Source organism: Lysobacter sp. DMC97 (assembly GCF_056313745.1).
This window is the reverse complement of the sequence record NZ_JBQUZR010000002.1, coordinates 45094-70751: the sequence shown is the minus strand read 5'-3', so window position 1 is coordinate 70751 and position 25658 is coordinate 45094. Positions and strand designations below refer to the sequence as shown.

At 69.3% G+C, this 25658-nt stretch carries 25 protein-coding genes; 11 read left to right on the top strand and 14 right to left on the bottom strand.

From position 1 onward, the window contains the following. Window positions 1-45 precede the first annotated feature (45 nt). The 3 genes from cls (at window position 46) to ACT53Q_RS03325 (ending at window position 2716) form a co-directional block, all read left to right on the top strand. The gene (cls, locus tag ACT53Q_RS03335) at window positions 46-1503 is read left to right on the top strand and encodes a cardiolipin synthase (protein WP_476185241.1); all 1458 of its coding nucleotides are present in this window, start codon (window positions 46-48) and stop codon (window positions 1501-1503) included. 150 nt (window positions 1504-1653) lie between these two features. After that, window positions 1654-1947: a hypothetical protein gene (locus ACT53Q_RS03330; protein WP_476185240.1), complete on the top strand. Its 294-nt coding sequence runs from the start codon at window positions 1654-1656 to the stop codon at window positions 1945-1947. A 19-nt stretch (window positions 1948-1966) separates the two neighbouring features. Beyond that, complete coding sequence (locus ACT53Q_RS03325) at window positions 1967-2716, top strand: pyridoxine 5'-phosphate synthase (protein ID WP_476185239.1); 750 nt, start codon at window positions 1967-1969, stop codon at window positions 2714-2716. 39 nt (window positions 2717-2755) lie between these two features. Here the strand turns inward: ACT53Q_RS03325 and ACT53Q_RS03320 are convergent, their stop codons facing one another. The 12 genes from ACT53Q_RS03320 to dnaA form a co-directional block, all read right to left on the bottom strand. Continuing rightward, window positions 2756-3157, bottom strand: coding sequence for an ExbD/TolR family protein (locus ACT53Q_RS03320; RefSeq protein WP_476185238.1), 402 nt, complete (start codon window positions 3155-3157; stop codon window positions 2756-2758). Between the two features lie 172 nt (window positions 3158-3329). Continuing rightward, on the bottom strand, window positions 3330-3743 hold the full coding sequence (locus tag ACT53Q_RS03315) for an ExbD/TolR family protein (RefSeq protein ID WP_476171541.1): 414 nt from the start codon (window positions 3741-3743) through the stop codon (window positions 3330-3332). A 21-nt stretch (window positions 3744-3764) separates the two neighbouring features. After that, window positions 3765-4187: an ExbD/TolR family protein gene (locus ACT53Q_RS03310; RefSeq protein ID WP_476185237.1), complete on the bottom strand. Its 423-nt coding sequence runs from the start codon at window positions 4185-4187 to the stop codon at window positions 3765-3767. 41 nt (window positions 4188-4228) lie between these two features. After that, entirely contained in the window at window positions 4229-4999 is a 771-nt protein-coding gene (locus ACT53Q_RS03305) for a MotA/TolQ/ExbB proton channel family protein (protein ID WP_476185236.1), read from the bottom strand. Window positions 5000-5088: 89 nt separating this feature from the next. Then, complete coding sequence (locus ACT53Q_RS03300; RefSeq protein ID WP_476185235.1) at window positions 5089-5757, bottom strand: energy transducer TonB family protein; 669 nt, start codon at window positions 5755-5757, stop codon at window positions 5089-5091. Window positions 5758-5997: 240 nt separating this feature from the next. Continuing rightward, window positions 5998-7167, bottom strand: a complete 1170-nt coding sequence (locus tag ACT53Q_RS03295) for a tetratricopeptide repeat protein (protein ID WP_476185234.1) — start codon at window positions 7165-7167, stop codon at window positions 5998-6000. 82 nt (window positions 7168-7249) lie between these two features. Continuing rightward, on the bottom strand, window positions 7250-8083 hold the full coding sequence (locus tag ACT53Q_RS03290; RefSeq protein WP_476185233.1) for a M48 family metallopeptidase: 834 nt from the start codon (window positions 8081-8083) through the stop codon (window positions 7250-7252). A 175-nt stretch (window positions 8084-8258) separates the two neighbouring features. Next, window positions 8259-9017 carry a lysostaphin resistance A-like protein gene (locus ACT53Q_RS03285; protein ID WP_476185232.1) on the bottom strand — a complete coding sequence of 253 codons (759 nt, stop codon included), beginning with the start codon at window positions 9015-9017 and terminating at the stop codon, window positions 8259-8261. Beyond that, window positions 9010-11478, bottom strand: a complete 2469-nt coding sequence (gene gyrB, locus ACT53Q_RS03280) for a DNA topoisomerase (ATP-hydrolyzing) subunit B (protein ID WP_476185231.1) — start codon at window positions 11476-11478, stop codon at window positions 9010-9012. Before gyrB ends, ACT53Q_RS03285 begins: the two co-directional genes overlap by 8 nt. Window positions 11479-12065: 587 nt before the next feature. Continuing rightward, window positions 12066-13172, bottom strand: a complete 1107-nt coding sequence (recF, locus tag ACT53Q_RS03275) for a DNA replication/repair protein RecF (protein ID WP_476185230.1) — start codon at window positions 13170-13172, stop codon at window positions 12066-12068. Between the two features lie 109 nt (window positions 13173-13281). Then, entirely contained in the window at window positions 13282-14382 is a 1101-nt protein-coding gene (gene dnaN / locus ACT53Q_RS03270; RefSeq protein ID WP_476185229.1) for a DNA polymerase III subunit beta, read from the bottom strand. A gap of 299 nt (window positions 14383-14681) precedes the next feature. Continuing rightward, window positions 14682-16019, bottom strand: coding sequence for a chromosomal replication initiator protein DnaA (gene dnaA / locus ACT53Q_RS03265; protein ID WP_476185228.1), 1338 nt, complete (start codon window positions 16017-16019; stop codon window positions 14682-14684). Between the two features lie 313 nt (window positions 16020-16332). Between dnaA and rpmH the strand changes: the two genes are divergently transcribed. From rpmH to ACT53Q_RS03235, 6 genes are all read left to right on the top strand, one after another. Further along, on the top strand, window positions 16333-16473 hold the full coding sequence (gene rpmH, locus ACT53Q_RS03260) for a 50S ribosomal protein L34 (protein WP_041043460.1): 141 nt from the start codon (window positions 16333-16335) through the stop codon (window positions 16471-16473). Window positions 16474-16570: 97 nt separating this feature from the next. Next, a complete protein-coding gene (gene rnpA / locus ACT53Q_RS03255; RefSeq protein ID WP_476185227.1) occupies window positions 16571-17020 on the top strand; it encodes a ribonuclease P protein component in 450 nt (149 codons plus the stop codon). Further along, a complete protein-coding gene (yidC, locus tag ACT53Q_RS03250; RefSeq protein ID WP_476185226.1) occupies window positions 17017-18702 on the top strand; it encodes a membrane protein insertase YidC in 1686 nt (561 codons plus the stop codon). Before rnpA ends, yidC begins: the two co-directional genes overlap by 4 nt. 105 nt (window positions 18703-18807) lie before the next feature. Further along, complete coding sequence (locus ACT53Q_RS03245; RefSeq protein ID WP_476185225.1) at window positions 18808-19173, top strand: hypothetical protein; 366 nt, start codon at window positions 18808-18810, stop codon at window positions 19171-19173. A gap of 13 nt (window positions 19174-19186) precedes the next feature. Continuing rightward, window positions 19187-20533 (top strand): tRNA uridine-5-carboxymethylaminomethyl(34) synthesis GTPase MnmE, encoded by a 1347-nt coding sequence (gene mnmE / locus ACT53Q_RS03240; RefSeq protein ID WP_476185224.1) that lies wholly within the window; start codon window positions 19187-19189, stop codon window positions 20531-20533. Between the two features lie 112 nt (window positions 20534-20645). Beyond that, window positions 20646-21707: an energy transducer TonB gene (locus ACT53Q_RS03235; RefSeq protein ID WP_476185223.1), complete on the top strand. Its 1062-nt coding sequence runs from the start codon at window positions 20646-20648 to the stop codon at window positions 21705-21707. Window positions 21708-21809: 102 nt separating this feature from the next. Here the strand turns inward: ACT53Q_RS03235 and ACT53Q_RS03230 are convergent, their stop codons facing one another. After that, window positions 21810-22016 (bottom strand): hypothetical protein, encoded by a 207-nt coding sequence (locus ACT53Q_RS03230; RefSeq protein WP_476185222.1) that lies wholly within the window; start codon window positions 22014-22016, stop codon window positions 21810-21812. A gap of 490 nt (window positions 22017-22506) precedes the next feature. Between ACT53Q_RS03230 and aceK the strand changes: the two genes are divergently transcribed. Continuing rightward, window positions 22507-24267, top strand: coding sequence for a bifunctional isocitrate dehydrogenase kinase/phosphatase (gene aceK / locus ACT53Q_RS03225; RefSeq protein ID WP_476185221.1), 1761 nt, complete (start codon window positions 22507-22509; stop codon window positions 24265-24267). Window positions 24268-24277: 10 nt separating this feature from the next. Here the strand turns inward: aceK and ACT53Q_RS03220 are convergent, their stop codons facing one another. Next, window positions 24278-24526: a hypothetical protein gene (locus ACT53Q_RS03220; RefSeq protein WP_476185220.1), complete on the bottom strand. Its 249-nt coding sequence runs from the start codon at window positions 24524-24526 to the stop codon at window positions 24278-24280. 250 nt (window positions 24527-24776) lie between these two features. Here ACT53Q_RS03220 and ACT53Q_RS03215 point away from each other — a divergent pair, with 250 nt between their 5' ends. Then, window positions 24777-25649 carry a class I SAM-dependent methyltransferase gene (locus ACT53Q_RS03215; protein WP_476185219.1) on the top strand — a complete coding sequence of 291 codons (873 nt, stop codon included), beginning with the start codon at window positions 24777-24779 and terminating at the stop codon, window positions 25647-25649. Window positions 25650-25658: the final 9 nt, after the last annotated feature.

The following is a 25658-nucleotide window of genomic DNA, read 5'->3' as shown; positions in this document are numbered from 1 at the left end:
TAGGCTAGCGCGCACGGTTCGCACGTGCTGCGACGGAGAAGGCGGATGTACGCACTGTGGGACTGGCTGCACACGTGGCCGGGCTTCGGCCCCGCGCTCGCCTGGGTGCTGGTCGCCGGCTGGCTGCTGTACCTGGTGTGGCTGGGCGGCTGGATCGTGCTGCAGAAGCGCGAACCGGTCGCGACCCTCAGCTGGCTGCTGGGCCTGGCGCTGCTGCCGTACATCGGGTTCGTCATCTACTACCTGCTGGGGCCGCAGAAGATCCGCCGCCACAAGCTGCGCCGCGCGCGCAGCCGGCTGCAGGCCGACGCGCTGGGCAACAGCAGCTGCATCGACATCTGTTCGCCCGACGCGCAGGAACTGGCGACGCTGGCCCATGCCGCGACCGGCCTCGCCCCCAGCACTGCCCGCGACGTGCGCCTGCTCGTCGACGGCGCCGCGACCTACGACGCGCTGATCGAGGCGATCGGCACCGCTCGGCACCAGGTGCACCTGGAGTACTACATCTACACGCCCGACCAGAGCGGCGGCGCGCTGCGCGATGCGCTGGTGGCCTGCGCACGCCGCGGCGTGAAGGTGCGGCTGCTGCTGGACGCGATCGGCTCGGGTGCGTGCAACCGCGCGTTCCTCGCGCCGCTGGTCGAGGCCGGCGGCGAAGTGGCGTGGTTCCACCCCACCCGCTTCTGGCGCTTCTGGTCGCGGCCGTGGCTGAACATGCGCACGCACCGCAAGATCGCGGTGATCGACAGCCGCATCGGCTTCACCGGCGGCATCAACATCACCGACGAGGAGAACGAGCGCGTCCGCAGCGACGCCTACCGCGACCTGCACCTGCGGCTGGAAGGCGACATCGTGCGTTCGCTGCAGCTGGTGTTCGCCGAGGACTGGGTCTACGCCACCGGGCGCCGCGGCTTCCTCGACGAAGTGGCGCAGACGCTGCCGCCGCTGGCGCCGGGCCCGATCGCGATGCAGGCGCTGACTTCCGGCCCTGATGCGTCGTGGGAACCCATCCACCGCCTGCAGGTGAACGTGATCCACGCCGCGCGCAGCCGCGTGTGGCTGATCACGCCGTATTTCGTGCCCGGCGAGGCGGCGATGATGGCGCTGACCTCCGCCGCGCTGGGCGGGCTGGACGTGCGGCTGATGGTGCCGCGCATGAGCGATTCGCGGCTGGTCACGCTGGCCGCGCGGTCGTACTACGACGACCTGCTGGCCGCCGGCGTGAAGATCTTCGAGTACGGCCCGCGCATGCTGCACACCAAGGCGCTGCTGGTGGACGACGGCACCGCGATCCTCGGCAGCGCGAACTTCGACCACCGCAGCTTCCGCCTGAACTTCGAGGTGGCGCTGCTGGTGCAGGACCGCGGCGTCGTCGGCGAACTCGCGCGGCTGATGGAGGGCGAGCTCGCCGCCACGACGCCGGTGCGCGACGACCGCCGCCGTCCGCTGTTCGCCACCCGGCTGCCCGAGGCCTTGGCCCGGCTGCTGTCGCCGCTGCTCTGAGCGCCGGCGCCCGTCGACGCCCGTCGACATCCGGGATGGCCGCCCGGACCGACGACCAACGGGCGATGCGGCGACCCGGGCGGACTGTCGGCAGCGGTAGGGCCGGGAGTAGACTGGCACCCGTCTTTCAGCCCCCGACAAGGACACCCCATGCCCTGGTTGCTGCTTCTGATCGCGGTCGCCCTGTTTCTGGCCGCCCTCGGCGCCAGTTCGATGCTGCTGGTGGTGCTCTGCGTCCTCGGCTCGCTCGTGCTGAGCATCGTCGCGGTCATGAGCCTGCTGGCGCAGCGCGTGGACAACAGTTCGCGCAGCGAGACCCTGCTGATCGATCCGCAGGAGCTGCGCCGCCTGCGCGAGCAGGCCGAGGCCCGCCGCGCCGAGGCCGGCAACCCGGCACCGCAAGCGCCGCAGGTCGCCGCCAACGACACCGGCGCGCAGCCCTGAGCCCCGCGACGTTCCACGCGTGACCGTCCTCAGCGTCAACGTCAACAAGATCGCCGTGCTGCGCAATTCGCGCGGCGGCCACGATCCCGACGTGGTGACCGCCGCCCGCGCCTGCCTGGACGCCGGCGCGCACGGCATCACCGTGCACCCGCGGCCGGACGCCCGCCACATCCGCGAAGACGACGTGCTGGCGCTGGCGGTGCTCACCCGCGAGTACGGCGTCGAATTCAACCTTGAAGGCAATCCGTTCGCACCGCCGCGGCCGGGGTATCCCGGCTTCCACGCGCTGTGCGCGGCGGTCCACCCCGCCCAGGCCACGCTGGTGCCCGATGGCGACGGCCAGCTGACCTCCGACCACGGCTTCGATTTCGTCCGCGATCTCGATGCCCTGCGTCGGCAGGTCGCCGATCTGAAGGCGCTGGGCTGCCGGGTCAGCCTGTTCGCCGATGCCGGCGCGGACATGACCGCGGCCGCCGCCAGTGGCGCCGATCGCATCGAGCTGTACACCGGCCCCTACGCCGAAGCCTTCGCCGCGGGCCATCCGGGCACCGCCCTGCCGGCCTTCGCCGACACCGCCCGCGCCGCTGCCGCGCATGGTCTCGGCATCAACGCCGGCCACGATCTCAGCGCGGCGAATCTCGGCGCGTTCCTCGACGGCGTGCCCGGCGTGCTGGAAGTCTCGATCGGCCATGCACTGATCGGCGAGGCGCTGTACGCCGGGCTCGACGCCACGGTGAAGGCGTATCTCGCGGTGCTCGCCGGGCGCTGACGCCTGCCCGCCGCGCGGACAGGCGTCGCGCGACGATCGTCAGAGGAAGCGGATGTTGTCGAGGCCGGCGTTCTTCGCGGCGGCGATGACCTCCGCCACGGTCTGGTAATCGGCCTGCCCGTTCACGTCCATCTGCAGCGGCAGTACCTGCGCGCCGGCGCGGACGTGTTCGGCTTCCAGCACCGACGGCAGCGCCGACAGCGGCATCGGCCGGCCATCGACGAACAGGTCACCGCTGGCATCGATGCGGAGCGTGAGCGGTTTCGCGGGTTCGGGTTGATCGAAACCCTCCACCATCCCCGGCAGATCCAGCGGGATCGGCCGGCTCAGGATCGGCGCGGCGATCATGAAGATCACCAGCAGGACCAGCATCACGTCGATCAGCGGCGTGATGTTCATCTCGGCGATGTCGGACGGGGTCTGACGCTGGGCAAATGCCATGACGCACTCCTCGGGTGGTGGGATGCGTCCCTCACGCTACGCCCGGATCGCTGTTGGCTGCAAGCCCGGGGGCCGCGCCCAAAAAAAACGCCGCCCGGGTGGGGCGGCGTCCGAAAGGTGAAGCGGTGTTCGGCGCGGCGGCGGGCTGCAGGCCGCCGCCGGCCGGTGTGGCTTACTTCTTGACGAAGCCGATCTTCAGCATCTGCGCGTCCTTCGCCGAGGCCAGGACCTTGGCCAGGGTCTCGTACTGCGCATCCTGGTTCATGTCGATCTCGAGCGTCGGCTGGTTCTTCGGGTCACGCTCGACCTCCTGCGACATCATGCTGCGCAGGGCGCGGATCGGCGTCGGACTGTCGTTCCAGTAGATCGTGCCGGTCTGGTCGATGCGGAGCTTGATCGGCGGCGGCGGATCCACCGGGTTCGGCGGCGGATTCAGCGTCGGCTGCGGCAGGTCGATGTCGATCGGGTAGGACAGGATCGGCGCGGTCACCATGAAGATGATCAGCAGCACGAGCATCACGTCCACGAGGGGCGTGACGTTCATGTCGGCCATCGGGCCCGAACCGGAGTTGGAAGCGAATGCCATGGAGATTCTCCGGGGTCGCGGTCAGTTGCGTTCGCGGGTGGCGACGAAGCCGACCTTGCGCATGCCCTGGGCCTGCGCGAGGTTGACCACGTCGTTCACGAAGCGATACGGCGTGGTCTTGTCGCCGCGGATGTTGACCTGCGGCTGCGGGACCTTCTGCGCTTCCACCGACAGGCGGCTTTCCAGCAGTTCGCGGGTCACCGGTTCGTCGTTGAGGAACATCTTGCCTTCCTCGGTGACGGCGACGGTGATCGGCGGCGCGGGCGGCATCTTGTTCGGATCGCGGCTGTCGTAGTTCGCCTGTGGCAACTCGACCTTGACCTTGTGCGTCATCAGCGGCGCCGTGATCATGAAGATGATCAGCAGCACCAGCATCACGTCCACGAGGGGCGTGACGTTGATTTCGGACATCGGGCCGCCACCGCTACCGGTACTGAAGGCCATGGGTGTGCTCCGTCAGTGGTTCGGGTTCGTCGCGACCGGGATCAGCGCTTGCCGCCGACTTCGCCGACGCGAGCGCCGGTGGCGAAGAAGTCGTGCAGGTCGTGGGCGAAGGTGTCGAACTTGTTGTTCGTGATGCGGTTCAGGCGCACGAAGAAGTTGTACGCAAGCACCGCCGGGATGGCGACGAACAGACCGACCGCGGTCATGATCAGCGCTTCACCCACCGGACCGGCGACAGCGTCGATCGAGGCCTGGCCGCTGGCGCCGATCTTGATCAGGGCGCCGTAGATGCCCCACACGGTGCCGAGCAGACCGACGAACGGAGCGGTCGAACCGACGGTGGCGAGCACGGTCAGGCCGCTTTCCAGACCCATCGACTCGCGGGTGACGGCCTGACGCAGGGCGCGGTCGACGAACTCGGAGCGGTTCAGCGACTCGACCAGACGCGAGCCTTCATGGCGCTGGTGGTGCGCGGCGGCCTGGGCGGCGTCGAGCGCGATCTTCGAGAAGGGCTCGCTCTTGGGCTGCTCTTCCATGAAGCGGATCGAATCCTGCGCGTTCGGCGTTTCCCAGAAGGTCTGGGTGACGGTGTCACCGCGACCGCGGAGATTCAGGTTCTTGATGAAGTTGACCACGATCCAGTACCAGGACATCGCGGACATGACCGCGAGCACGGCAGCGACCGTGAGCTGGACGACGTAGTCGCCCGGATGGGAGAGCATCTCGCGCGCCAGATGGTCGACGCCCATCTGCTTCAGAGCGGCGGCGCTGTTGCCTCCCGCGGCGGCGGCGTTGGTGGTTTCCTGCAGCATGACGCTTACCTTTCTTGTGTGTGGAAAGAATCGACGAAGGGTCGGTGGAGCGGTGGAACGGGAACGGATCCCTTGCGCGGTCGGACGGCTTATTCGACCGCGAAGGCGAACGGCAGGCGGCCCTGGCCGGCGCTGCCGGGGCAGAGCTTGGCACGACGCGCCCAGGTGACGGCAGCGCGGTCGAGGTCGCGGTTGCGACTGCTCTTGGCGATGCTCACATCAGTGATGGTGCCGTCGGCCTGGTAGGTGATCAGGAGCGCGAGGTCGGCGGCGACGCCGGCCTTGCTGACCGCGGCCTGCAGCGGCGCCAGCGACGGACGGACGCACAGCGCGGACTTCAGGTCGTTGTCGTTGCGCGGCGTGCCGGTCGGCGCGGGCGGGGCCGGCGGCGCGGGCGGGGCCGGCGGCGGCGCGGGGGTCGAGACCGGCGTCGGGTCGTCGAAGACCACCGGCGGCGGTTCCGGCGGCGGCGGCGTCGGCGTCGGCTTCGGCGCCTCCTGCGGCGTCAGCTTGATTTCCTTCGGCGGCTCCGGCGGCGGCGGCGGCGGCGGCGGGGGCGGCGGCGGCGGTTCGATGATGACGACGCTGGTGTTTTCTTCGTCCTGCTTCTCGGCGCCCGGCGGGTTGACCGGAACGAGCAGCAGCATGAGCGCGGCGATGTGCAGCGCGATGGCGAAGCTGATGGCGGTGATCCGCGACCAATTCAGGCCGGAATCATCGCGGTCGCGCTTGTCATGGATCGGCAACGGTTGGGTCATGCGCAGCAGGCTCGGTTTAGCGGACTCGTGGAGCTGATTCGGTATCGCGTTCGCGATCGATCCCTGATAGTGAACCCGACCCCCAACCCGACACCCCGGAATGGTCGAACCGCGATTGTTCTGCGGACGAGAAGCAGTCGCGGGAATTTGCAAGCTTATACCAATCGCGGCAGGAGTTACCAACACCCCCATCGCGAATTTCCACCCGCCGCAATCCCCCCGCGGCGGGCAGGCCCCGCCTCACTTCCCGGGCAGGGCGAGGATGGCGTTGGCTTCCTTCTTTTCCTTGTCGGTCTTCAGGCCCTTGGCGACGGCTTCGCGCGCCGCGGCCTTGGCCTCGCCGACGCGGTTCTCGTTGCGGAGCACCTTGGCCAGATTCAGGTACGCGCTGCCGGATGTCGCGACTTTCGCGGCACGTCCGTAGAAATCGACCGCCTGCGGCACCTTGTCCTGGGCGAGATAGTTCTGCGCGATGAGCGTGTAATCGTTGGCCAGATCGTCGGAGGGCTTGAGCGCGCCCTTGCCGACGCCGTCCACCAGCACGTCTTCCGCTTCCTTGTACTTGTCGGCGTTGACGTAGCCGATGAACAGCGCGCGGAATTCGTTTTCACTCTGCAGCAGGCCCTGCTTGCGCGCGTTCTCGAGCAGCGCATTGGCCTTGTCGTCCTGGTCGGCCTGCTGGTACAGCGACACCGCGTTCATCATGATCGTGCGGTCGCCCGGATGCGCGGCGACCAGCTTTTCGTACACCGCGGCGCCTTCGGCAGCGCGATCGAGCTTGCTCAGCACGTACGCCTTCAGGCCCAGCGCCTGCTCGCTCTCGTTCTTGGTTTCGCTGAGGTAGCGATCGACCCAGGTCAGCGCTTCGGCTTCGCGGTCGACTTCGTTGAGCGTGACCGCGAGGTTGAACATGATCTGGTAATGGCCGTTGTTGTCGAGGCCGTTCGCCTGCATCGTCTTGAGGTAATAGTCGGCGGCCTTGGCCTTGTCGCCCAGCTTGAGTTCGGCGCTGGCGGCGAGCTGCGCGAAATAGCTGTTGAGATAGGCGTTCTGCGAGGTGGGCAGGAAGGCGTCGACCTTGCTGATCACGTCGGCGAACTTGTTGGCGTCGAAGTCGGCCTGGATCTCGTTGGCGGTCTTCGCTTCCTTCTGCGAGACCTTCTTTTCCGGCGGCTTGCGCGTGGCCTGCGGGAACAGTTCCGGCTGCGCGGGATTGGCGGCCTGCGCCTTGCGCTGGCGGGCGCGCTCGGCGGCGGCGGCGGCGCTGCCGCTCATCGTCGCGGAACGCGGCTTGCCCTCGTATTCGTCGTCTTCCTGCGCCAGGACCTGGCCGGCAAAGGCGCAGCCCAGCAGCAGCCCGATGGCGGCGGCGAGGGCAGTGTTCGGGAAGGGACGGACGGACACGGTCATGGCGGTTCTCGACGAAGGAAGGACGGCAGGAGCGGCGCAGGCCGCGATGGCAGGGGGGTGCAAGGGTAACGTGTCGCGGCGCTCAGCCACAGCTGGGCTTTCGGCCACTGGCGCGCGCCTGTTCGTACAGGGGCATCAGGCTGTCGGCGCGCTTGCGCATTTCGCCGATGCGGGATTTCGGGTCGGGGTGGGTGGACAGCCACTGCGGCGGACGGCTGCCGTTGACGGCGAGCATGTTCTGCCACAGGTCGATGGCCTGGTGCGGGTCGTAACCGGCCTGCGCCATCAGGCGCTGGCCGACGATGTCGGCTTCGTTCTCCTGTTCGCGCGTGCCGGGCAGCAGGAACGTGGTCTGCAGCAGCAGGCCGCCGCTCTGCGACACGCTCTGGGCGACGTTGTCGCCGTAGCGCGAACCGGCGAGCAGGCTGGCGACGGTCAGCGCGGCCTGCGCGCCGTACTGCCGCGTGATGCGCTCGTCGTGGTGGCGCTCGACGACGTGGCCGATCTCGTGGCCGACGACCGCCGCAAGCTGGCCCTGCGATTTCGCGACGTCGAAGATGCCGGTGTACACGCCGACCTTGCCGCCGGGCAGCGCGAACGCGTTCGGCGTCTTGTCGACGAACACCGCGGATTCCCAGCCGGTCTGCCGCCACTGCGGCGGCAGTTCGCGCACGATGCTGTCGACCACGCAGCGCACGTAGGCGTTCTGGCGCGCGTCCTGGCTCAGCGGTTTCTGGCCCTTTTCCTGGTTGAAGGCCTGGATGCCGAGCTGGTTGAGCTGGTCCTGCGACACCGCGCCGACGTACTGCGTGCGGCCCGTCGACGAGGTGGTGGTGGCGCAGCCCGCCAGCACGCACGCGCAGGCCACGCCGAAGGCAACGCCGAGCACGGCGGTGCGGGCATTCCTCGGTGTCATGGCGGCGTCTCCGGGCAGCGGGGGCGACACTTTGTAATCTGCCGGGGATTAAGGTTTCGTCAAACGTCGTCGCCGGGCTCCGTGCGGCGTGCCGGAGCGGGCACACGGCAATGCACGGCGTGCACTTCGCCAGCGCCGCGGAACGGGTCGCCGCACCCCGTGCGGCGGACCGCGGTCACAACATCAGCAGACTCAGCGTGTTGTGCAGCGCGTGCGCGAGGATCGCCGCCCACAGCGTGCCCGTGCGGCGGTAAACCCAGGCGAAGACTGCGCCCATCACCGCGTACGCGGACCACAGCACGAGTCCGGCGGCCACGCCGCCGTCGCCGGTGCCGGGAATTTCATGGGCGAACGCGAACAGCGCTGCGCTGATCGCCATCCCGATTCGCGGATGGCCCGCTTCCGCGAATCGCCCGTAAATGCCGCGGCGAAACAGCACTTCCTCGTACATCGGCGCGAGCCCGGCCACGAAAGCGCAGAGCAGCACGGGATGGTGCCGGACGAGTGCGCGGATGATCGCGTCGTTGCTCGGATCGGGATGCAGGCCGGACGCGGACGCCGCGAGTCCGATCACGACCACCAGCACGCTGGTGATCGCGGCCGCGAGCAGCGCGCGGCCCCAGGTCGCAGGTTGCCGCGCTGCAGCAAGCGACTGGCGCCATGCGTCCGACGAAGGACGTCGACGCCAGAGCAGCAGCGCGACGGCGGCGGCGCTCATCGCGGCGAAGGTCGACACCACCTGCGCCAGCGGGCCGGGCACGCCGGCGCGATGCGGCGCGCCGACGCCCGTCGAGGCGTGTCCGATGTCCTGCGTGGCGGCCCACACGACACCGCACACCAGCATCACCGCGAACGCCGTCGCGAGCACCACCGCGAGATCGATCGCGAACGCGGCGGCGAGGCCGCGCACGCGCGCGGCCGGCCGCTCAGACATCCAGGTTGGCGACCTTCAGCGCGTTGTCCTCGATGAACTCGCGCCGCGGTTCGACCACGTCGCCCATCAGCGTGCTGAAGATCTGGTCGGCGGCGACCGCGTCCTCGATGCGCACCTGCAGCAGGCGGCGGGTGTCGGGATTCACCGTGGTTTCCCACAGCTGCTCGGGATTCATTTCACCGAGGCCCTTGAAGCGCTGGATCTGGCGACCCTTCTTCGCTTCCTCGAGCAGCCAGGCGTAGGCCTGCGCGAAGTCGGACACCGGTTCCTCGCGATTGCCGCGCACGATCTTCGCGCCAGCGCCGAGCAGGTCGTGCAATTGGTCGGCGGCATCGCGGATCGCACGCAATTCGCCCTGTTCGAAACTGTTCGCGGCGAGTTCGTGCACCGCCGTCTCGCCCATGTGTGTGCGACGCACGATCAGCGCGGCGCCCTGCTGTTCGCCGGCGGCACGCGCTTCCAGGCGGAAACGCGCACGGCCCAGCGCGGTGCTGTTGAGGCGCTTTTCCAGCCCGTCCAGCGGTGCGCGGTCGGCGGCGAGCGTCGCCAGCGCGTCGGCGCCCAGCGGCGGGAACGCGATCAGCGCTTCGAGCAGTGCGGGATCGTAACGGTAGGCGTTGCGCGCGATCGCGTCGCGTGCGCCCGCATACGCGAGCAGCAAGTCCTGCAGGCCCTTGCCGGTCACCGGCGGCGCGCCGGCGGCGGGCACCAGCTGCGCGCCCTCGACGGCGTTGCCGGCGAGGTATTCGTCCAGCGCCGCGTCGTCCTTGAGGTACAACTCGTTGCGGCCCTGCTTGATCTTGTACAGCGGCGGCAGGCCGATGTAGATGTGGCCGCGCTCGATCAGCTGCGGCATCTGCCGGTAGAAGAACGTCAGCAGCAGCGTGCGGATGTGCGAGCCGTCGACGTCCGCGTCGGTCATGATGATGATGCGGTGGTAGCGCAGCTTGTCCGGGTTGTACTCGTCCTTGCCGATGCCGGTGCCCAGCGCGGTGATCAGCGTGCCGACCTCGGCGCTGGCGAGCATGCGATCGAAGCGCGCACGTTCCACGTTGAGGATTTTTCCCCTCAACGGCAGCACCGCCTGGTTGCGGCGGTTGCGGCCCTGCTTCGCCGAGCCGCCCGCCGAGTCGCCCTCGACGATGAACAGTTCGGAGAGCGCCGGATCCTTTTCCTGGCAATCGGCGAGCTTGCCCGGCAGGCCGGCGATGTCGAGCGCGCCCTTGCGACGCGTCAGGTCGCGCGCCTTGCGTGCGGCTTCACGCGCACGCGCGGCGTCGATGATCTTGCCGACGATGGCCTGCGCTTCCTTCGGGTTTTCCTGCAGGAATTCCTCGAGCTTGGAACCGAACACACTGTCGGTGACGGGGCGCACTTCCTCGGTGACCAGCTTTTCCTTGGTCTGCGAGGAGAAGCCCGGATCCGGCACCTTCACCGACAGCACCGCGACCATGCCTTCGCGCATGTCCTCGCCGGAAAGGCTGACCTTTTCCTTCTTCGCGGCGCCGGTCTGCTCGATGTACTTGTTGAGCACGCGGGTCAGCGCAGCGCGGAAGCCGGTGAGGTGCGTGCCGCCGTCCTTCTGCGGGATGTTGTTGGTGAAGCAGAACATCGTTTCCTGGTAGGCGTCGGTCCACTGCAGCGCGACGTCCACGGTGATGCCGTTCTGCTCGCCGGTCACCGAGATGACGTTCGGATGCAGCGGGTTCTTCAGCTGCGCGAGATGCTCGACGAAGCTGCGGATGCCGCCGGCGTACTCGAACAGGTCCTGCTTGCCTTCGCCGCGTTCGTCGACCAGCGAGATCTTCACGCCCGAGTTGAGGAACGACAGTTCGCGCAGGCGGTACGCCAGGATGTCGTAGTGGAATTCGGTGTTGCCCTTGAACGCCTCGACCGACGGCCAGAAGCGCACCAGCGTGCCGCGCTTGTCCGAGGCTTCCAGCTGCTTCAGCGGATACGCCGCCTCACCGTGACGGTATTCCTGCTGGTAGTGGTGGCCTTCGCGCCAGATGTCGAGCGTGAGCTTCTCCGACAGCGCATTCACCACCGACACGCCCACGCCGTGCAGGCCGCCGGAGACCTTGTAGCTGTTGTCGTCGAACTTGCCGCCGGCGTGCAGCACCGTCATCACGACTTCGGCGGCGCTGACCTCGCGGCCCAGCTTCTCGCTCATCGACGCATGGCGGCCCACCGGGATGCCGCGGCCGTTGTCCCAGACCGACACCGAACCGTCGGCGTGGATGGTGACGACGACCGTGTTCGCATGGCCGGCCAGCGCCTCGTCGACGCCGTTGTCGACGACCTCGAACACCATGTGGTGCAGGCCGCTGCCATCGTGCACGTTGCCGATGTACATGCCGGGGCGCTTGCGGACGGCTTCGAGTCCTTCCAGCGCAGTGATGCTGTTGGCGTCGTAGGTGTTGTTGCCGGTGCCGGGCTGCGGCTGGGTTTCGTCGGTCATTCGCTTCGATCGGCTGCGGTTGCAGGAAGGACACGGCGCGGGCAGCGCCGTGGGCGCGCGCGATACATTAGCTATGGTGTCCAGCTGCACATTATAGCCTCCGCCGGGGGAAGGCGGGCCGGGGGCGCCCCAGACCGCGCCAGAGGCGTTCAGCGGGCCGGCGCGGCTGCGCGCAGGGGGCGGGCCTGCCCGCAACGCGTGCGAGCGCCTGCACGGGCTCCTGAAGCGCGTGTCCGTGTCTTGCCGCGCCAGACCCTGCCCCGTGCCGGGCTGGTCCGCGCGACCGGCACGCTGGAGGGGCCACGCGCTCGAATCGCTGGCCCGGGGCGTCAGCGCGAACGCCGTCGTGGTGCGACCGGAGTGACCGAAGCCGCTGTCGTTGCAGGCGTCCGGCAGACCCGGGCATCGAAAGTGCGCCAAGCGGGCACGTGATGATCGAAGAACAACCGCCGGCAGGCCGTGGTCCCGTGGCGAGGTCGGCTCGGCCGAAGGCGGCCGCAATGGATCACGTCCATCCTTTCATGCGGAAGGAAGCAGCGCCCGAGACTGGCACCGCCTTCATGGACGGATGGTGATCCGCGACGGCTTCAATCGCCCGTGGAACCCGGCGGCACCGGCGCGACGCCATTCTGTTCCACGTGAAACATCGCGATCTCGCCGCCGAGGCCTTCGAGCACCGCGGGCGCTTCGGTGCCGGTGATGAACACCTGGGCGCCGGAAGCGACCAGCCGGTCGAGCACGCGGCGCTGATGGCGGCGGTCGAGTTCGGAAGCCAGATCGTCCAGCGCGATCACCGGCCATTCGCCGCAGGCGTTGGCGTGGCGCTCGGCCTGGGCCAGGAGCACCGACAGGGCCGTCAGCTTGGCCTGCCCGCGGGACAGGGCTTCCCGCCCGGGCAGGGCGGCGTAATCGATGCGCCAGTCGGCGCGGTGCGGGCCGACCGAGGTGAAGCCGTTGCCGAGGTCGCGATCGCGGGCGACGAGCAGGGCATCCGACAGCGACAGCGTGTCGCGCGCCCAGCCGGGCTGGAACTGGAGCCGCGCCATGCCCAGCGCCGGGGCCAGCTCGGCGGCGATCGCCTGCAGCACGGGTTCGAGCGTGTCGAGGTACGCCTGACGCCGGCGGGTCAGCGGTTCGCCGGCTTCGGCCAGCTCGTGATCCCAGACGTCCAGCTGGCCGTCGCGGACACGGGCCTTCAGCAGGGCATTGCGCTGCTTCAGCGCCCGGGCATAGCGGCGCCACAGCGGGAGGAAACCAGGTTCCACGTGGAACAAGCCCCAATCGACCAGCCGCCGCCGGGGTTCGCCGCCCCCGGTGATCAGTGCGTGGCTGCCCGGCTCGAAGGTCACGACCGCCAACGCCGCGCACAGGTCGCCGAGCTGGGCGACGGACGCGCCATCCAGCCGGCCTTCCCAGCGCTGCCCGGCGTGGCGCAGACCGGCCCGGCGGGAACGGCCACTGGCGTCTTCCTGCCATTCGGCGAAGACCTCGACGGCGTCGGCGCCGGTCCGGATCAGGCCGTCACGGACGCGCCCGCGGAAGCTGCGACCGTAGGCGAGCAGGTGCAGGGCTTCGAGCAGGGACGTCTTGCCGGCGCCGTTGTCGCCGGTGATCAGGTTGAGGCCCGGGCCCGGGCGCAGTTCCGCCGCTGTGAAGTGGCGCACGTCGGTCAGGCGCAGCCGGGTCACGCGCATGCGGCGACTCCGCATGCGAACCCGGGCACCAAACGAATTCGCCCGGGCGGTCCCGGGCGAATCGTGTCGAAGCGGATGCGATGTTCCACGTGAAACCGCATAGGTGCGGTCAGAGCCGCAGCGGCATCACCACGTGGCGGCATTTCTGGCTGCCGGCTTCGCGGAGCAGGGCGGACGAGTTGGCGTCGCGCAGCTGCAGGACCACGTGTTCGTCGCGCAGGGCGGACAGGGCATCGAGCAGGTAGTTCACGTTGAAGCCGATCACCAGGCTGTCGACGCGGGTCTCGGCCTCGACTTCTTCCTGCGCTTCTTCCTGTTCCGGGTTGTGCGCGTTGATCTTGAGCTGGCCGGGCGAGACTTCGATGCGCACGCCGCGGTACTTCTCGTTCGAGAGGATCGCCGCGCGTTGCAGCGAGGCGCGGAAGGCCTCGCGGTCGATCTTCACCTCGCGGTCGGCACCGATCGGGATCACCGCCTCGTAGTCGGGGAAGCGGCCGTCGATCAGCTTGCTGGTGAAGGTCACGTCGTCGCGCTTCACCCGGATGTGGCTGCGGCCCATTTCCAGTTCGAGTTCGCGGTCGCCGCCTTCCAGCAGGCGCTGCAGTTCCAGCACGCCCTTGCGCGGCACGATGATCTGGCGCTTGGTCTGCACCGGCGCTTCCAGCGCGGCTTCACACAGCGCCAAGCGATGGCCGTCGGTGGCCACGCAGCGCAGGATCGAATCACGCAGGTCGAACAGCAGGCCGTTGAGGTAGTAGCGCACGTCCTGCTGGGCCATCGCGAACGCGGTGCGTTCGATGAGTTCCTTCAGGCCGGCTTCGCCGACCTTCACGCGTTCGGTGGCATCAACTTCGTCCAGCGCGGGGAAATCGTTCGCTGGCAGGCTGGCAAGGGTGAAGCGGCTGCGGCCGGCCTGCACCGCGATCTTGTCGCCGCTCTGGCTGATCGTGACCCGGCTGCCGTCGGGCAGGGCACGGACGATCTCGAACAGCTTGCGGGCGGGAATGGTGACTTCGCCGTCCTGGGCATCCTCGACCCGGGTACGGGCGACCATCTCGACTTCGAGGTCGGTTCCGGTCAGCGAGAGCAGGTCGCCTTCGACCCGGGCCAGCAGGTTCGCCAGCACCGGCAGCGTCTGTCGACGCTCGACCACGTTGACGACCTGAGCCAGCGGCTTCAGGAGCACTTCGCGTTGCAGGCTGAAACGCATCGGATTCGGTTCCCCTCGTGCGTCGGCGTTGGTCCGCCGCTCTGGCTTCTAAAAGATGTAAATCTTAAAAGATGGTGGTGATGGTAGCGCGAAAAACGGTGGGAAACGCATTCAAGTCGCTGTTTCCGAACGTTTTTCCCGACGTCGGAACGTCTGTATAACCGTCACTGCGTCGTGGGGATCGCCTGTGGATAAAAACCGGGGTCGTCGCGGCCTCCGCTTTTATCCACAACTTGTCTCCACGCCATGCGCAACTTACGGAAAGCGGGTGTGGATATCCACACCTTTCGCCCTTGGCGTTACTCGCTGAGCTTGCGGATCAACTTGTCCCAGTCCTCGCGCAGCTTGCCGTCGCTCTCGATCAGCGTGCGGATCTGGCGGCAGGCGTGCAGCACGGTGGTGTGGTCGCGCCCGGCGAAGGCATCGCCGATCTCCGGCAGGCTGTGCTCGGTCAGTTCCTTGGCCAGCGCCATCGCCACCTGGCGCGGACGCGCCAGCGAGCGCGTGCGGCGCTTGGACAGCAGGTCCTTGATCTGCAGGCCGTAGTAGTCGGCGACCGCCTTCTGGATGTTGGCGATGCCGATCGCCTGCTGCTGCGCGCGCAGCAGGTCGCGCAGGGTTTCCTGGGCGAACTCGGCGGTGATCGCGCGGCCGGTGAAGTTCGCGCGCGCCGCCAGCGTGTTGAGCGCGCCTTCCAGATCGCGCACGTTGCTGCGCATCTTCTTGGCGAGCAGGAACGCCACGTCCTCCGGCAGCGCCACGTTGCGCTCGCGCGCCTTGCTCAGCACGATCGCGGCGCGGGTCTCAAAGTCCGGCGGATCGATCGCCACCGACAGGCCCCAGGCCAGCCGCGACTTCAGCCGTGGCTCCAGGCCCTCGACCTCGCGCGGATAGCGGTCGCAGGTCATGATGATCTGCTGCCGGCTGTCGAACAGCGCGTTGAAGGTGTGGAAGAACTCTTCCTGGGTGCGGTCCTTGCCGGCGAAGAACTGGATGTCGTCGATCAGCAGCGCGTCGATCTGCTGGAACTGGCGCTTGAACTGGTCCGACGACTTTTCCTGGATCGAGCGGAAGAACGCGTTGTAGAACTGCTCCGAGCGCAGGTACATCACCCGCATGCCCGGATTGAGCCGGCGCATCTCGTTGCCGGCGGCGAACATCAGGTGGGTCTTGCCGAGGCCGGTGCCGCCGTACAGCAGCAGCGGGTTGTGCGCACGGTCGCCCGGTTTCTGCGCGGCCTGCAGCGCCGCGGCGAAGCCCAGCTGGTTGCTGCGGCCCTCGACGAAATTGGCGAAGGTGTAGTGGCCGTCGAGGTTGCCGCCGAACTCCGGCGCGGAGCGGTGGGCCGCCACCGCGGCCGCGTGGGCCTGGGTCGGCGTGGGCGCGGTGCTGGCCGCCGGCTTCGGCGCCGAGCCGACCTCCAGCGAGACCGTCGCGCCGTCGGCGAGGTATTCCATCAGTTCGGCGATGCGCGGCAGGTATTTCTCCTGCACGGCATCGCGCACGAACGCGTTGGGGGCGTACAGCACCAGACCGTCGTCGCGCAGGCGGGCCTGCAGCGGTTTCAGCCAGGTCTGGACCTCCTCCACCGGCAGTTCGGCTTCGAGACGTTCGAGACAGCGGGGCCAGGCATCCATCAGGGGTATCGGGCGGGGGTATCGGGATCGTACGGAGGCGCAACGCGCGGGAATGCGGACGCGGGAGAGCGCCGGGCCGGCCGCGGTATGCGCGGGACGGGCACGGTCGTAGCGGAGGCGTCTGCCGAGCCGGTCAGACTACCATCGCCCCGCCGCCCCCGCACCCGGCCGGGTGCGGGGGCGGCCGCGCATTTGACCGAAGCGCCGGGCGCCGGGCATAATCGCCGGTTCTTGCGGTTTCGGTGGTGCGCTTCGGCGCGGTTCCGTCGTCTCCGCCTCCGACACACGACTCAAGAACGCAACGAGCCCGACCATGGCCACCAAGCGCACCTACCAGCCCAGCAACCTCAAGCGCAAGCGCGACCACGGCTTCCGTGCCCGCATGAAGACCGCGGACGGCCGCAAGGTGCTCGCCCGCCGTCGCGCCAAGGGCCGCAAGCGCCTCACCGCCTGATCTGGCAGTCTGATCAGGCAGTCCTGGGGCGCAGCCTGTCGTCGCCGTCCGCGCGACACATGCGACAGGCCACGCTCCGTCTCCGGGCGGCATGCACATGACCCCCGGCCGTTCCGGCATCGCCCGCTACCCGCGCTCCGCGCGGGTACGCGCGCGCCCGGAATTCGACGCCGTGTTCGCGCAGGGACGCCGCGCGGCCAACGCGCTGCTGGCGCTGCATCATCTCGGTGACGACCGCCCCGCCCGGCTCGGCCTTGCGGTCTCGCGCAAGGTCGATCGTCGTGCCGTCGTCCGCAACCGCATCAAGCGCGTGTTGCGCGACCGTTTCCGCCACCTGCGTTCGGGTCTCCCCGGCGGCGCCTACGTGATCGTCGCCCGCAGCGGCGCTGCGCGCGCCAGCGGCACCGAACTCGGCGATGCCCTGCGCCAGGCCTTGCGCCGGCTTGCGTTGCCCCCATCCAAGGCCGGCGGCACAATGCCGCCCGCTGCTCCCTCCACCGCACAAGCGCCACGCAACGCTGGCGCGACGGATCCGTCCCCCACATGAATTCGATGCGCAGTTTCCTTCTGTTCGCCTGGCTGATGGTGGCGGCGATCCTGTGGATGGAGTGGAACAAGGAACAACAGCCGGTGCCGCCCGCACCGGTCGCGGCCACCGCCGCCGGCACGCCGGCCGATGGCCTGCCGCCGCCGGCCCTGCCCGGCGCGGTGCCGACCGCCGGTGCCGCCGCGCCCGCGATGACGGCCACGCCGCCGCCGGCCGCCAACGCGCCGACCGTGACTTTGTCCAACGACGTGCTGCGCCTGGTGCTTGATGGCGGCCACGTGCGCCGCGCCGACCTGCTCGGCTATCGCACCAGCCGCAACGATCCCACGCCGGTGCGGCTGCTCGACGACGCGCCCGCGCATCGCTACCTCGCCGAAAGCGGCTGGCGCAGCGCGCAGGGCGCACCGAACGCCAACGGCTTCGTCCTCGAACAGTCCGCCACCGACCTGCGCCTGGCCGACGGCGCCAAGGATGTCAGCGCGCATTTCGTCTGGACCGGCGCCGACGGCGTGACCGTGCGCCGCACCTACACGCTCGCACGCGGCAGCTACGCACTGCAGGTGCGCGACGATGTCGTCAACGCCGGCAGCAAGCCGTGGACCGGCGATGTGTACCGCCAGCTGGGCCGCATCCCGCCGAAGATCGACCACGGCCTGACCAGCCCCGAGCGCTTCGGCTTCAATGGCGCCGCGTGGTACACGCCGGACGCGAAGTACAACAAGCGCGACTACGACAAGTTCGACGACGACGGCAAGCTCGACCCGATCCGCGTCGACAACGCCAGCGGCGGCTGGATCGCGCTGCTGCAGCATTACTTCTTCGCCGCGTGGATCCCGCAGGCCGACCAGCACTCGAACTACGAACTGGCGCATGCCGGCGAACTCCGCGGCATTTCCGCCAGCGGCCCGCAGTTCACCGTGCCGGCCGGCGGCAGCGCGCACACCGTGGCGCGGCTGTGGATCGGCCCGAAGCTGCCCGAACAGCTCGCCGCGCAGGCCCCGGGCCTGGAACGCGCGATGGACTACGGCATCTTCCGCATCATCGCCGAGCCCATCCACAAGCTGCTCGGCCTGCTCCACGGCGTCACTGCCAACTGGGGCTGGGCGATCGTGCTGCTGGTGCTGATCATCAAGCTGCTGCTGTATCCGCTGTCGGCCGCGCAGTACAAGTCGACCGCGAAGATGCGCAAGTTCCAGCCGCGCATGGCGCAGCTGAAGGAGCGCTTCGCCAACGAGCCGCAGAAGTACCAGGAGGCGATGCTCGACCTGTACCGCAAGGAGAAGATCAATCCCGCCGGCGGCTGCCTGCCGGTGCTGATCCAGATGCCGATCTTCCTGTCGCTGTACTGGGTGCTGATCGAATCGGTGGAACTGCGCCAGGCGCCGTGGATGCTGTGGATCCAGGACCTGACCTCGCGCGATCCGTTCTTCATCCTGCCGGTGATCAACGCCGCGGTGATGTTCGTCACCCAGCGCCTGACCCCGATGGTCGGCGTCGACCCGATCCAGCAGCGCATGTTCCAGTTCATGCCGCTGATCTTCGGCGTGATGTTTGCGTTCTTCCCGGCCGGTCTGGTGCTGTACTGGGTCACCAACGGCGCGCTGGGCCTGCTGCAGCAGTGGTGGATGCTGCGCAAGTACGGCGAGAAGCCGAGCAGCGGCGGCACCGTCGCCAAGGCCTGATCGCGTCCCGTGACGCGACACGCGAAAAGCCCGCCGACTGGCGGGCTTTTCGTTTTCCGGCGCCATCGCTATCGTGCATGCCGACCGGGACCGGAGAAGCGCATCGTGCGTCCGAACATCAGCGAAATCTGGATCCTCGGCAGCGGCATGGTCGCGTTGCTGCTGGCCGCGGTTGCCGTGAACCTCGTGGTGCCGCAGTTCCAGGACATCTTCGACGGCTTCGGTGCGCAGTTGCCCTGGCTGACGGCGGTGTTCGTGAAGCACCGCCACGCGTTCTTCCTGTTGCCGCTGCTGCCGCCACTGCTGTGGTGGGGCCTGGCGCGGACTGCGGGCACGGCGCCCGGCACGCGCAGGAACGCGGCGATGATCGCTCTGCTGGTGGCGCTGGGGCTGACGTTCGTGATGGTGCCGCTCGCGATCATCGCGATGTACCTGCCGATCTTCGGCCTCGCTGGCGCCGTCGACGGTTGAGATGCACGCCGCCATGACCGTCACCGACACCATCGTCGCCGTCGCCACTGCCGCAGGTGCGGCCGGCGTGGGCGTCGTGCGCCTGTCGGGGCCGCGTTCGCGCGCGATTGCGACGACGCTCAGCGGCCGTCGCCCGACGCCGCGTCACGCGCATCACGCACGTTTCCGCGACGCCGACGGCGAGGTGCTCGACGACGGGATCCTGCTGTATTTCCGCGCGCCGGCCAGCTACACCGGCGAGGACGTGGTCGAACTGCAGGCGCACGGCAGCCCAGCCGTGCTGCGTGCGCTGGTCGATCGCTGCTGCGCGCTCGGTGCGCGCATCGCACGGCCCGGCGAGTTCAGCGAACGCGCCTTCCTCAACGGCAAGCTCGATCTCGCCCAGGCCGAAGCCGTCGCCGATCTCATCGCCGCCGGCGATGCGCGTGCGGCCCGCGCGGCGCGGCGCTCGCTCGACGGCGTGTTCTCGCGCCGCGTCGATGCGCTCGCCGACGCATTGCTCGGCCTGCGCGTGCACGTCGAGGCCGCGATCGACTTCGCCGACGAGCCGCTGGACACGCTGGGCGGGGACCGGCTGCGCGACGGCTTCGCCCGTGCCGCGGCGGATCTCGACGCGCTGCTGGTCGAAGCCGAACGCGGCCGCCGCCTGCGCGACGGCCTGCACGCGGTGATCGTCGGTCCGCCGAACGCCGGCAAGAGTTCGCTGCTGAACGCCCTGGCCGGCAGCGAACGCGCGATCGTCAGCGACATCGCCGGCACCACCCGCGACCTGTTGCGCGAGACGGTGCGCATCGACGGCGTGGAACTGACGCTCGTCGACACCGCCGGCCTGCGCGCGGGCGGCGACGCGATCGAGCGCGAAGGCATGCGCCGCGCCGGCGACGAGCTGACCCGCGCCGACCTCGTGCTGGTGGTGCTGGACGCACGCGATCCCGACGCCGGCCGCGCCGCGGTGGCGGACGCGATCGCCGGCGTGCCGCAGCGGCTGTGGCTGTACAACAAGGCCGACCTGGTCGACGCCGGGGCCGCCGGCGCCGCCTCCCGTCCCGGCGAGGACACGGTGCTGGTCTCGGCCCGCACCGGCGCCGGACTCGACGTCCTGCATGCCCGCCTGCGTGCGCTGGCCGGCGACGGCGAGGGCAGCGAGGGCACCTTCAGCGCCCGCGCGCGCCAGGTGGACGCCCTGCGTCGTGCGGCGGAGGCATTGGACGCTGCGCGGCGGTCCCTGGACGAGGACGTCCTGGAGCTGGCGGCCGAATCCCTGCGCGCCGCCCACGACGCGCTGGGCGAAATCACCGGCAGACTTGCGCCGGATGAAATACTCGGTCACATTTTTTCCCGTTTCTGTATCGGAAAGTAGACGCCGGTCGCACGCTGCGTCCGGAGGCATGACGCCGGCGTCGCGCTGGCACAGGATGTGCTTGAATTTTCTTGAAATTCCGCCGTTCCAGCCTTCAGGGGAGCCCATCGCGATGTCCATCGCCCATTCGCCCGTCGACGTCACCCGTCGCTCCGGATTCCGTTTCGCCGCACTATCGCTCGCGTTGACCGTCGCCCTCGCCGCCTGCGGCGGCAAGGATTCGGCGTCGACCGATCCCGCGACCGCCACGGGGACCACGCCGACCGATGCCGCCGCGACCACCGCGCCGGCCCCGGCCGTGTCCGCCCAGATCGCCGCGATGAGCGTCGACCAGCTGCGTACCGCCGCCAGCGCCGCCCAGGCCGAACAGCGCATGTACGCCCCGGCCGGCAACAACGCGATGGAGTACTACCTCGCCTTGCGCGACAAGCAGCCGAACGACGCCGCGGTGTCGAGCGCGCTGACCGACCTGATGCCCTACGCGGTGATCGCCACCGAGCAGAGCATCGGCCGCGACGATTTCGCCGAAGCGCAGCGCCTGCTGGCGCTGATGGAAAAGACCGACAAGGCCGCGCCTGCGCTCCCGCGCCTGAAGCAGTCGCTGACCGAGGCCCAGACCAGCTTCGCCGATCGCCAGCAGAAGCAGCAGCTCGACGCCGAAGCCGAGAAGGAGCGGCTGGCCAAGCTGGAGGAACAGCGCAAGCAGGACCAGGAGAAGGCGCAGCGCGAAGCGGCGCAGAAGCTGGCCCAGCAGCAGTCGCAGCAGGCCGAGGCGGCGCGCCAGGCGGACGCCGCGCGTGCAGCCGATGCGCAGCGCCAGGCCGATGCCCAGCGTCAGGCCGAAGCCGCACGCCAGGCCGAGGCACAGCGCCAGGCCGAAGCGCAGCGCCAGACGTCGACGCCGGCCGTCGCGACCGCGAAGGACCTGCGTCCGATCAGCGCCCCGGCGCCGAAGTACCCGGCCGAAGCGCTGCGAGCCAACCAGTCCGGCGACGTGGTGGTCGAGTTCACCGTCGCCACCGACGGCTCGGTCAGCAGCGCCCGCGTGGTGCGCGGCAATCCGCCGCGCGTGTTCGATCGCGAAGCGGTGGCGGCGGTCAAGCGCTGGCGCTTCCAGCCGATCGCCAACCCGGTGACCATCACCCGCACCATCGGGTTCAAGCCGGGCAACTGATCCGGTCGCGCACCGCGCGTCGCATCGATCCGCCCACGACGAAACGCCCGGCCTGGCCGGGCGTTTCGCGTTCCGGGCGATCGACGCGCACGCGCCGCCCGGTCATGCGGCACGCTCCAGATCAAGGTCCGGATCGAGATCCCGGTCCGGCGTCGCCGCGGGCGGCACCGGCACGGACGGCGTTTCGGGTGCGCGCACGCGCGCATGGCCGTAGCGCGGCGCGGTGCCGCGACGGCGGCCGTAGCGCGCACGCGGCGCGACCGGCTGCGGCGGATGAAGGAACAGCATTTCGGTCCTGAACAACTGCATGGCATCTCCTGTGTGGAACATCGGGGGAAAGCGCCGCCGCTGGCCGCGGTGCAGGCGCGGTCATCGGCAGGCGGCAAGCGGAGGCACGCCGCGCCGCCCGCGGGACGGGCGGCGTTGCGGCCTGGCTGAAGCACTTGGTGAAGCAATCGGCGAAGCGCCGGTTGAAGCGCCGGTTGAAGCGCCGGTTGAGGCACTTCGTGAAGCAGTGCGGCCCCCGCACCTGGCGTGCGGGGCCCGGCGGCACGTCCCTGTGCCGGGGGATCACCGTCCGTGCGCGCCGGCGGCTGCGTCGCGGACTTCCCCTGTCGTCTGCGCCTCCTTGCGGACCGGGCGGACAGTGTCGCGCGAGGGTGTCTCGCGGACTGCGACGGGAGATCGAAAGACCCTTGTTTTCAAGAGGTTTCGTGCATTCCCGCCACGTGGGAAATGATACGGCGGGGTGGTCTCACGGACTGCGATGGCGATGCCCGCGCGGGCGTACACTGCGGGCATGTCCAGCGCTTCCGCCGCCCCCCGTGACACCGCCCGCGAGGCCGCCGCGCTGGTCGCCCGCGGCTTCGAGGATTACAACGCGCGGTTCTCCGATCTCACCCGCCGTACGCGTCGCCGGTTCGAGCGCCGCGACTGGAAGCATGCGCAGGTCGACGCCGCCGCGCGCATCGATCTGTACGACGTCTGCATCAACGACACCCTCGCCCGCCTGGAGGCATTGCTGGAGGAACGCGTGCGCTCGCGACCGCTGTGGCGCGCGATCCTGCCCGCGTACGCCGAGCGCATCGTCGCGCTGCCGGATCGCGAGCTGTACAAGACCTTCCACAACTCGCTGGTGCGGCGCTTCTTCCGCATCGACGGCGTCGCGCCGGACCTGGAATTCCAGGCGCTCGACATCGTCCCGACCGGCGATTCCGCCTGCCCCGGCGAACTCGCACACCACGGCTTCGGTGCGGAGGGCGCGGACGCGGCGGCGACATGGCGCGCGATCTTCCTCGCGCTCGGCTGGGCCAACGGCTGGGCCGATCTCGACGCCAGCGCGAACGCCGTCGCCGACGCGTTCCGCAAGCGCGGCGTGGTCGGCGTGTCGCTGCTGAAGACGCCGTTCTTCCGCGAACGCCGCGCGTACCTCGTCGGCGCCGCGCATGGCGCATCGGGCGCTGACTATCCCGTGGTGGTCGCGCTGGTCAGCACGCCGGCCGGCGTGCGTGCGGACGCGGTGCTCACCGATGCCGAGGACATCTCGATCCTGTTCGGCTTCTCGCGCAGCCATTTCCATGCCGACCTCGCGCGCGTCGGCGACGTTGTCGCGTTCCTGCACCGGCTGCTGCCGCGCAAGCCGCTGGACGAACTGTTCACCGTGCTCGGCCGGATCAAGCAGGGCAAGACCGAGCGCTACCGGCAGGTGTTCCGGCATCTCGCCGAGCATCCGGACGAAACGCTGGTGCATGCCGACGGCGAGCGCGGCATGGTGATGGCGGTGTTCACGCCGCGCGACTATCCGGTGGTGTTCAAGCTGATCCGCGACCGCTTCGCGTATCCGAAGGATCTGGCGCGCAAGGACGTCGAGGACAAATACCGGCTGGTGTTCCGGCGCGACCGCATCGGTCGGCTGGTCGACGCGCAGGAATTCCGGCGGCTGCGCTTCCCGAAGCGGCAGTTCGCGCAACCGGTGCTGGACGAGTTGCTGCGCGAATGCGCGCAGACGGTGCGGCTGGACGGCGACGACGTGGTGATCGGCCACTGCTACGTGGAGCGTCGCGTGCGTCCGCTGGACGTGTACGCGCGCGAGTCATCCATGCGCGCGGCCGAGGCGGCGGTGCTGGACTACGGACAGGCGATCAAGGATCTGGCGCGCAGCAACCTGTTTCCGGGCGATCTGCTGCTGAAGAATTTCGGCGTCACCCGGCACGGACGAGTGCTGTTCTACGACTACGACGAACTGTGCCTGGTCGAGCAGTGCCGCTTCCGCGCGGTGCCGGCAATGCGCGAGGAGGACGAGACGCGCCCGCTCGACGAATGGCTGTATGCGGCGGCGGACGACGTGTTCCCGGAACTGTTCCCGCAGTTCCTGGGGCTGCCGGCCACGCTGCGCGCGACCTTGCGCGCGGTGCACGGCGAGATCTTCGATCCGGCGTGGTGGCGCGACGTGCAGGCACGCCTCGCCGCCGGCGAGCACTTCGACGTGCCGCCGTATCCGGCGTCGGCGTTGCTGGGAACGTCGTTGGAAGAAACGAAAACGGAAAACCCCGCCGCGTGAGCGGCGGGGGTCAGGCGGCGCGGCCGATGTGCGCCGCCGCGCTTGCGGCGGCGCTGTCGCCGGCGTTGCCGATCAGGGTCTCCACGACCGGCGACGCCGTCATCGACGGGGCTTCGGTCAGGGACAGGGTCTCCGGCAGCGTGCGGGGCTGGTCGGCCTCGCAGGGACGGCGGCCGTAGGTGCGGCCGTAAGTGCGCCGGTAGAGGCGGGAGGCGAGCGCGGGCTCGCGGGGGGCGTGAAGCCAGGTGCAACGGAACATGGTCGATCTTCCTGATGATGGTATGGGCGGGATTCGCCCGGGGTTCCCTGGATGCGGTGGTGACCGGACATCTGCGGTACTGCGGCGTCGCAGCCTCATGCTGCAACGCAACATATTTTGCCCCGGATTTGTTTCAATGCGTTACAGCCGACTGTCACCGTTGTCACACAGTCAGGTTCGACGCGCACTGGCGACCCTGTGCCGGGGCCGCCACAATCCCGGTCCCGCCTCCGCCGTCGACGAGTCCGCCATGTCCCGCAACGCTTCCTTCGCCGCCGTCCTGGCCCTTGCCGCTGCCGTCGGCACGGCCGTCCTTGCCGCAGCGCCGTCGCCCGCGCCGGCCGCGGAGCGGGCGTCCGAGGCCGCCGCGCTGGCCACGGCGATCGGCGGCGACTGGCGTGATCCGAAGAACAGCGCGCGCGACGTGTACCGCCATCCAGCCGAGACCTTGCGCTTCTTCGGCATCGCGCCGACGCAGCATGTGGTCGAGATCACGCCCGGCGGCGGTGGCTGGTACAGCGAGATCCTCGGGCCGTATCTGCGCGAGAAAGGCAGCTACACCGCCGCGATGGTCGATCCCGCGGCGCTGCCCGAAGGCCGTGGTCGCGACTACCAGCAGCAGGGGCTCGACGCGCTGAAGACGCGGCTGGCCGTGCATCCGGCGCAGTTCGACAAGGTCGCGTACGCGCTGTTCGATCCGAAGCAGCCGGTGTTCGGCGCGCCGGGCAGCGTCGACACGGTGCTGACGTTCCGCAACGTGCACAACTGGGTCGCCGCCGGCACCGCGCAGGCGTATTTCGATGCGTTCTTCGCCGCGCTGAAGCCGGGCGGCACGCTGGGCGTGGTCGACCATCGCGCGAAGCCGGGCACCGACCTGGAGACGATGAAGTCCTCGGGCTACCTCACCGAGCAGCTGGTGATCGACTACGCGACGAAGGCCGGCTTCGTGCTCGATGCGCGCAGCGAGGTCAACGCCAATCCGAAGGACGACACCCGCCATCCGAACGGCGTGTGGACGCTGCCGCCGACCAATCGCCACGACGCCGAGGACGACGCGATGTATCGCGCCATCGGCGAGAGCGACCGGATGACGCTGCGGTTCGTGAAGCCGCCCAAGGGATGAAATGAAGTG

Coding starts and splice junctions, on each gene's coding strand:
- aceK (WP_476185221.1), top strand. CDS start 22,507: ATGTCCAGCGCTTCCGCCGCCCCCCGTGACACCGCCCGCGAGGCCGCC.
- cls (WP_476185241.1), top strand. CDS start 46: ATGTACGCACTGTGGGACTGGCTGCACACGTGGCCGGGCTTCGGCCCC.
- ACT53Q_RS03220 (WP_476185220.1), bottom strand. CDS start 24,526: ATGTTCCGTTGCACCTGGCTTCACGCCCCCCGCGAGCCCGCGCTCGCC.
- mnmE (WP_476185224.1), top strand. CDS start 19,187: ATGACCGTCACCGACACCATCGTCGCCGTCGCCACTGCCGCAGGTGCG.
- ACT53Q_RS03215 (WP_476185219.1), top strand. CDS start 24,777: ATGTCCCGCAACGCTTCCTTCGCCGCCGTCCTGGCCCTTGCCGCTGCC.
- ACT53Q_RS03295 (WP_476185234.1), bottom strand. CDS start 7,167: ATGACCGTGTCCGTCCGTCCCTTCCCGAACACTGCCCTCGCCGCCGCC.
- ACT53Q_RS03330 (WP_476185240.1), top strand. CDS start 1,654: ATGCCCTGGTTGCTGCTTCTGATCGCGGTCGCCCTGTTTCTGGCCGCC.
- ACT53Q_RS03305 (WP_476185236.1), bottom strand. CDS start 4,999: ATGCTGCAGGAAACCACCAACGCCGCCGCCGCGGGAGGCAACAGCGCC.
- ACT53Q_RS03315 (WP_476171541.1), bottom strand. CDS start 3,743: ATGGCATTCGCTTCCAACTCCGGTTCGGGCCCGATGGCCGACATGAAC.
- ACT53Q_RS03310 (WP_476185237.1), bottom strand. CDS start 4,187: ATGGCCTTCAGTACCGGTAGCGGTGGCGGCCCGATGTCCGAAATCAAC.
- ACT53Q_RS03230 (WP_476185222.1), bottom strand. CDS start 22,016: ATGCAGTTGTTCAGGACCGAAATGCTGTTCCTTCATCCGCCGCAGCCG.
- ACT53Q_RS03285 (WP_476185232.1), bottom strand. CDS start 9,017: ATGTCTGAGCGGCCGGCCGCGCGCGTGCGCGGCCTCGCCGCCGCGTTC.
- gyrB (WP_476185231.1), bottom strand. CDS start 11,478: ATGACCGACGAAACCCAGCCGCAGCCCGGCACCGGCAACAACACCTAC.
- ACT53Q_RS03290 (WP_476185233.1), bottom strand. CDS start 8,083: ATGACACCGAGGAATGCCCGCACCGCCGTGCTCGGCGTTGCCTTCGGC.
- ACT53Q_RS03320 (WP_476185238.1), bottom strand. CDS start 3,157: ATGGCATTTGCCCAGCGTCAGACCCCGTCCGACATCGCCGAGATGAAC.
- dnaN (WP_476185229.1), bottom strand. CDS start 14,382: ATGCGTTTCAGCCTGCAACGCGAAGTGCTCCTGAAGCCGCTGGCTCAG.
- yidC (WP_476185226.1), top strand. CDS start 17,017: ATGAATTCGATGCGCAGTTTCCTTCTGTTCGCCTGGCTGATGGTGGCG.
- ACT53Q_RS03300 (WP_476185235.1), bottom strand. CDS start 5,757: ATGACCCAACCGTTGCCGATCCATGACAAGCGCGACCGCGATGATTCC.
- rnpA (WP_476185227.1), top strand. CDS start 16,571: ATGACCCCCGGCCGTTCCGGCATCGCCCGCTACCCGCGCTCCGCGCGG.
- dnaA (WP_476185228.1), bottom strand. CDS start 16,019: ATGGATGCCTGGCCCCGCTGTCTCGAACGTCTCGAAGCCGAACTGCCG.
- recF (WP_476185230.1), bottom strand. CDS start 13,172: ATGCGCGTGACCCGGCTGCGCCTGACCGACGTGCGCCACTTCACAGCG.
- rpmH (WP_041043460.1), top strand. CDS start 16,333: ATGGCCACCAAGCGCACCTACCAGCCCAGCAACCTCAAGCGCAAGCGC.
- ACT53Q_RS03235 (WP_476185223.1), top strand. CDS start 20,646: ATGTCCATCGCCCATTCGCCCGTCGACGTCACCCGTCGCTCCGGATTC.